At 70.2% G+C, this 5,892-nt stretch carries 7 protein-coding genes; 5 read left to right on the forward strand and 2 right to left on the reverse strand.

Features of this window, described 5'->3' with window-relative positions:
• On the reverse strand, positions 1-153 hold a 153-nt coding region (locus BKD30_RS15100), incomplete at its 3' end, for a recombinase family protein (RefSeq protein WP_159440595.1).
• 298 nt (positions 154-451) lie between these two features.
• Positions 452-808 (reverse strand): ArsR/SmtB family transcription factor, encoded by a 357-nt coding sequence (locus tag BKD30_RS15105; RefSeq protein ID WP_076705919.1) that lies wholly within the window; start codon positions 806-808, stop codon positions 452-454.
• Positions 809-918: 110 nt separating this feature from the next.
• Between BKD30_RS15105 and BKD30_RS15110 the strand changes: the two genes are divergently transcribed.
• The 5 genes from BKD30_RS15110 to BKD30_RS15130 form a co-directional block, all read left to right on the forward strand.
• Positions 919-2,307 (forward strand): FAD-dependent oxidoreductase, encoded by a 1,389-nt coding sequence (locus tag BKD30_RS15110; protein WP_076705921.1) that lies wholly within the window; start codon positions 919-921, stop codon positions 2,305-2,307.
• The gene (locus tag BKD30_RS15115; RefSeq protein WP_159440594.1) at positions 2,307-3,710 is read left to right on the forward strand and encodes an arsenic transporter; all 1,404 of its coding nucleotides are present in this window, start codon (positions 2,307-2,309) and stop codon (positions 3,708-3,710) included. Before BKD30_RS15110 ends, BKD30_RS15115 begins: the two co-directional genes overlap by 1 nt.
• Before the next feature lie 29 nt (positions 3,711-3,739).
• A complete protein-coding gene (locus BKD30_RS15120) occupies positions 3,740-4,156 on the forward strand; it encodes an arsenate reductase ArsC (RefSeq protein ID WP_076705923.1) in 417 nt (138 codons plus the stop codon).
• Between the two features lie 20 nt (positions 4,157-4,176).
• A complete protein-coding gene (locus BKD30_RS15125) occupies positions 4,177-5,574 on the forward strand; it encodes an FAD-dependent oxidoreductase (RefSeq protein ID WP_076705925.1) in 1,398 nt (465 codons plus the stop codon).
• 12 nt (positions 5,575-5,586) lie between these two features.
• Positions 5,587-5,892, forward strand: a 306-nt coding sequence (locus tag BKD30_RS15130; protein WP_076705927.1) for an arsenate-mycothiol transferase ArsC, incomplete at its 3' end; no start/stop codon positions are given.

Genomic DNA, 5,892 nt, shown 5'->3' on the forward strand with positions numbered 1-5,892 from the left:
GATGGTCTCCTGCAGTGACCGGAATCCGATCCCGCGTTCGGCGAGGGCGTGCAGCTGATCGATGAGGTGCCGGATGGATCGGCCGAGTCGGTCGAGGCGCCAGACGACGACGGTGTCGCCGGGGCGGAGCTGGTCGAGGAGCTTGTCGAGCAGGAGCGTCGAGAGCTCTCGCGGATGCCCGAATCAGATCAGGGCATGAAAAAGGCCGGTCCCGAAAGGGCCGGCCGGAGACAGCGTCGTGCCGTTTTGAGTGTCAGCGTACAGAGTGGATGCGACACCCGGAAGTTTCCGGGCAGACGCGCGCCGAGCGGTCCCAGAGTAGTGGGGCGGCCGGCATGAAAAAAGCCGATCCAAAGGACCGGCTGTAGGCGCGCACTATGAACGCAGGAAGAGTCTGACACAGCTCGCGGACACTCGGCAAGCGCTTCGTGCCGCCGGGGTCGCCGGTGAGCTACTTTGCCGGTGCGGTGATGAGGCCAGCGAGTGTGTCGAGCGCGTCGGGGACGAGGGAGAAGTAGGCCCATGTGCCGCGCTTCTCTCGGTGCAGGATGCCGGCGTCGACGAGCACCTTGAGGTGATGCGACACGGTCGGCTGGGACAGGCCGAGCGGTTCCTGCAGGTCGCACACGCACGCTTCCGCACCCTCGTGCGCAGCGACCATCGAGATCAGCCGGAGCCGCGCCGGGTCAGCGATCGCCTTCAACGACTTCGCGAGGACTTCGGCGGACTCCTGGGTCATCGCTTCGGTCGTGACAGGCGAGCAGCACGCGGTGACGTCCTGGATGGGGAGCAGCTCGATCGTCGTCATCGCACCATCATCCCACGCGCTTCGATGCACGTCTATATTTGCACTCATCGATATCGACGTGCTTCGATGTTCCTGCTCGACTTCCGTTCGATCTGTGAAGGACCGACCCGATGACTCACCTTGTTGCCGTTGGCGGCAGCGACGCCGGCATCGCCGCGGCGCTGCGCGCCCGCGAGCTGGACCCGTCGACCGATGTGACGGTGGTCCTCGCGGACGAGTTCCCGAACTTCTCCATCTGCGGCATCCCCTACTGGGTCTCCGGCGACGTCGCCACGGAAGCGTCCCTCGCGCACCGCACCCGCGCTGACCTCGAAGCCGCCGGCATGACCGTCCGCTCCTCCACCTGGGCTTCCGCCGTCGACGTCGACCGCCGGCTGTTGACTGTCACCGGCCCGTCCGGTGAGGAGCAGATCGGGTACGACGAGTTGCTGATCGGGACCGGCGCGGAGCCGGTCCGCCCGGCCGGGGTCCCGTTCGGTGAGCCCGGCATTCACCTGCTGCACTCGATGACCGACGCCGAGCAGGTCGTCGCCGCCCTGGAGCTCCTGCCTGCCGGCAGCCGCGTCGCGGTCGTCGGCGCCGGCTACATCGGCCTCGAGATGACCGAGGGGCTTGTCGCCCGCGGGTTTGACACGACGCTGATTCAGCGCGGACCGGAAGTGCTCTCCACCCTCGACCCGGAACTCGGGTCCCTGGTCACCGCCGAGGTCCGCCGGCACGGCGCGACGGTGCTGACCGGGGCGACCGTCACCGAAATCACCCCCGCTGGCGGCGGACAGTGGAGCGTCGCGACTACCTCCACGTCCGGGGACGCCGAGGGCACCTTCGCGCTCGTGGTGGTCTGTGTCGGGGTGCGGCCGGTAACGGATCTCGCGGCCGCGGCAGGCGCGCAGCTCGGGCAGGCCGGCGCGATCGTCGTCGACGAGCAGATGCGCACCGGGGTGCCGCACGTGTGGGCAGCGGGTGACTGCGTCGTGACACACCACCGGTTCCTCGGCACGACGTGGCTGCCGCTCGGGACAACCGCGCACAAGCAGGGCCGCGTCGCCGGGGAGAACCTGCTCGGCGGCAGCAAGGTCTTCGCCGGATCGGTGGGGACGCAGGTGGTGAAGGTGTTCGACCTCGTCGCCGCCCGCACCGGCCTCCGCCACCACGAAACCGCCCCGCTCGACGCGTCGCCGCTGACGCGTGTGACGGTCGCGGACGACCACAAGCGGTACTACCCGGGTGCGGTGCCGTTGACGATCAGCGTCACCGGCGACCACACGTCCGGACGGCTCCTCGGCGCGCAGATCGTCGGGGAACGCACCGCGGAGATCAGCAAGCGGATCGACACGTTCGCCACCGCCCTGCACGCCGGCCTGTCGGTCGACGACGTCATCGACTTGGACCTCTCCTACACGCCGCCGCTCGGGTCCCCGTGGGATGCCGTGCAGGTCGCCGCGCAGGGCTGGGAGCGCGCCTCCGCGGCAGCGAACCAGGCCGGGGTGGGCGTCTGATGGTGCTGGCAGTCGTCGCCGCGGCGATCTTCGTCGCGACGCTCGTGGTGGTGATCTGGCAACCCAAGGGCTTCCCGATCGGCTACACCGCGCTCATCGGCGCGGTCATCGCCCTCGCGACCACGGTGGTGGGGCTCGGGGACGTGCCGACGGTGGTCGGGATCGTGTGGAACGCGACGCTGACGTTCGTCGCAGTGGTGCTGATCTCGTTGATCCTCGACGAGGCCGGGTTCTTCGAGTGGGCCGCCCTCCACGTAGCCAGGTGGGGTCGCGGGAACGGTCGGCTGCTGTTCGTGCTGATCGTCGGACTCGGCGCGGTCATCGCGGCCGTGTTCGCCAACGACGGGGCCGCGATGATCCTCACCCCGATCGTCGTCGGGATGCTCCGCGCCTTGAACATGCCGGCGAAGGCGGCGCTGGGGTTCATCCTCGCCACCGGGTTCATCGCCGACACCGGCAGCCTGCCGCTGGTGGTGTCGAACCTGGTCAACATCGTCTCCGCCGACTACTTCGGCCTCGCATTCGCCGAGTACGCCGCCGTCATGGTGCCCGTCGGCATCGTGTCCGTGCTGGCGTCCCTCGGGATGCTGCTGGCGTACTTCGGCCGGTCGATCCCGAAGCGGTACGACGTTCTCGCCCTCACCCGGCCCGCCGCCGCGGTGAAGGACCGAGCGACGTTCCGCGCCGGATGGGTGGTCCTCGCCGTGCTGCTAGTCGGCTACTTCGCCGCCGACCCGCTCGGCGTGCCCCTCGCCGCCGTCGCTGGTGTCGGCGCGGTCGTCATCGTCCTCGTCGCTGCCCGGCAACCCGCATTCCTCTTCGCCCGTCAGGCTGCGTCCCCGGTCCTCGTCACCACCGGCGGCACCGCCACCGTCACCGGCGGCAGTGGTGGCACCGTTGGCGGGTCGGGGCGGGTGATGCCGGTGTGGAAGACGATCCGGGAGGCGCCGTGGCAGATCGTGCTGTTCTCGATCGGCATGTACCTCGTCGTGTACGGGCTGCAGAACCAGGGCCTCACCGACTACCTCGCCCGCCTGTTCGACGTGTTCGGGGACCACGGGGTCCTCGTCACCGCGCTCGGGGTCGGGTTCGTGATCGCGATCCTCGCGTCGCTGATGAACAACATGCCGACCGTCCTCATCGCCGCCCTCGCAATCGGCGGAGCCGGCGCGACCGGCCTGACCCACGAGGTGATGATCTACGCCAACGTCATCGGCTCCGACCTCGGCCCGAAAATCACCCCGATCGGGTCGCTGGCGACGCTGCTGTGGTTGCACGTGCTCGACCGGAAGGGCATCCACATCGGCTGGGGGCAGTACTTCCGCACCGGCATCGTGCTGACCGTCCCCGTCCTCGCCGTCACCCTGACAGCCCTCGCCGGCTGGCTCACCCTCATCCGATGACCACGCCCACCCCTACCGAAAGCATCACCATGACCGCGACCCCCACGATCCTGTTCGTCTGCGTCCACAACGCCGGCCGCTCCCAGATGGCCGCCGGCTACGCCCAGGCCCTCGGCGGCGACCGCGTCCAGGTCCTCTCCGCAGGCAGTGCGCCGAAGGACCAGATCAACCCCGTCGCGATCGAAGCGATGGCGGAGGACGGCATCGACATCGCCGCGAACCAGCCGAAGATCCTCACCACCGACGCCGTCCGCGAGTCCGACGCGGTCATCACGATGGGCTGCGGCGACGCGTGCCCGATCTTCCCCGGCAAGCGGTACGAGGACTGGGACCTCACCGACCCCGCCGGGAAGGGCATCGACGACGTCCGCCCCATCCGCGACGAGATCAAGACCCGCGTGCAGGCGCTCCTGGCCGAGCTGCTGCCCACCGGAGCATCCGCCTAACCACCGGAAGGACCACCCCCATGACCCTCACCCTCACCGTCCCACCCCGTGCCGACGCGGACCGCCTGACCGGGCTGCCCGTCGCCGTCATCGGCGCCGGCCCCGTCGGGCTCGCAGCCGCCGCGCACCTGCTCGAGCAGGGTCTGCCCGTCGTCGTCTACGAAGCCGGCGACCAGGTCGGCACGTCCGTCCGGGCGTGGGGGCACACCAGGCTGTTCTCCCCGTGGCGGTACGTCATCGACGACGCCGCCCGCCGGCTCCTCGAACCCACCGGCTGGACTGAGCCCCGCCGGTCCTCGCTGCCGACCGGCAACGACCTCGTCGCCCAGTACCTCGAACCCCTCGCCCAGACACCCGAGCTGGCACCAGTGATCCGGTACGGAGTCCGCGTCGAGGCGGTGTCCCGGCAGGGCATGGACCGCACCCGCTCCGCCGGCCGCGCCGACACCCCGTTCCTCCTCCGCCTCCACACCGCGGACGGCGTCGAGGACGTCACCGCCAGCGCCGTCGTCGACACCTCCGGCACGTACACGTCCCCGAACCCGCTCACCGCCGCCGGCCTCGCACCCGCAGCGGACCTCGGCGACCGCATCGTGCACGCCCTCCCCGACGTGCTCGGCGCGGACCGGGCACGATTCGCCGGGAAGCGGGTCCTCGTCGTCGGCGCGGGCCATTCCGCAGCGAACACGCTCATCAAGCTCGCCGCCCTCGCCAAGGACGAACCGGGCACGACCCTGCTGTGGGCGATCCGGAACGCCGGCACCGCCCGCCTCGGCGCGGACACCGCCGACGGGCTCGCCGCACGCGGGCAGCTCGGCTCCAACGTGCACGGCCTCGTCGAGTCCGGGCAGGTCGAGCAACTCGCGTCGTTCGAAATCGACGACGTCCGGGGCGACGGCGACCAGGTCACCGTCACCGGCCGCCGTGCTGGTGAGGCGTTCGCGGTGACGGTGGACGTCGTGGTGAACGCGACCGGGTTCCGGCCCGACCTCGACATGCTCCGCGAGATCCGCTTGGGCCTGGACGACATTGTCGAAGCGCCCCGCGCGCTCGCACCGCTGATCGACCCGAACCTGCACTCTTGCGGCTCCGTCCCGCCGCACGGTGTCGCGGAGCTGGCGCACCCGGAGCCGAACTTCTTCATCGCCGGGATGAAGTCCTACGGCCGCGCCCCCACGTTCCTGCTCCTCACCGGCTACGAGCAGGTCCGCTCCATCGCCGCGGAACTCGCCGGCGACCACCAGGCCGCCCGCGACGTGCAGCTCGTGCTCCCCGAGACCGGCGTCTGCACCACCGACGTTGGCGGCTCATCCTCCTGCGGTGTTCCCGCTACGACCGAAGCGGCCGAGGGGTCGTCCTGCTGCGCGGCGCCCGCGCCGGCCGCGCCGCCCGCCAGCAGCTCCTGCTGCACGAACTGATCCGGACCCCGCATGACCGACAAGCCCACCGTGCTGTTCATCTGCAAGCACAACGCCGGCCGCTCCCAACTGGGCGCAGCCCTCCTCGAACTCGCCGCCGACGACCGCTACACCGCCACCTCCGCCGGCATCGCACCCGCCAACGAGGTGAACCCGTCGATCGCCACGACCGTCGCGGAACTCGGCCTCGACATCAGCGACCGCACCCCGCGGAAGGTCACCCCGGAACTGCTGGATCAGGCCGACGTGGTTGTGCTGATGAAGCCCGGCCTGAACCTGCCCGCGACGCCCCGCGGGAAGGTGTTGCAGTGGTCGTTT

Origin of the sequence: Tersicoccus phoenicis, from assembly GCF_001968835.1 — a bacterium.
Classification (GTDB): domain Bacteria; phylum Actinomycetota; class Actinomycetes; order Actinomycetales; family Micrococcaceae; genus Tersicoccus; species Tersicoccus phoenicis.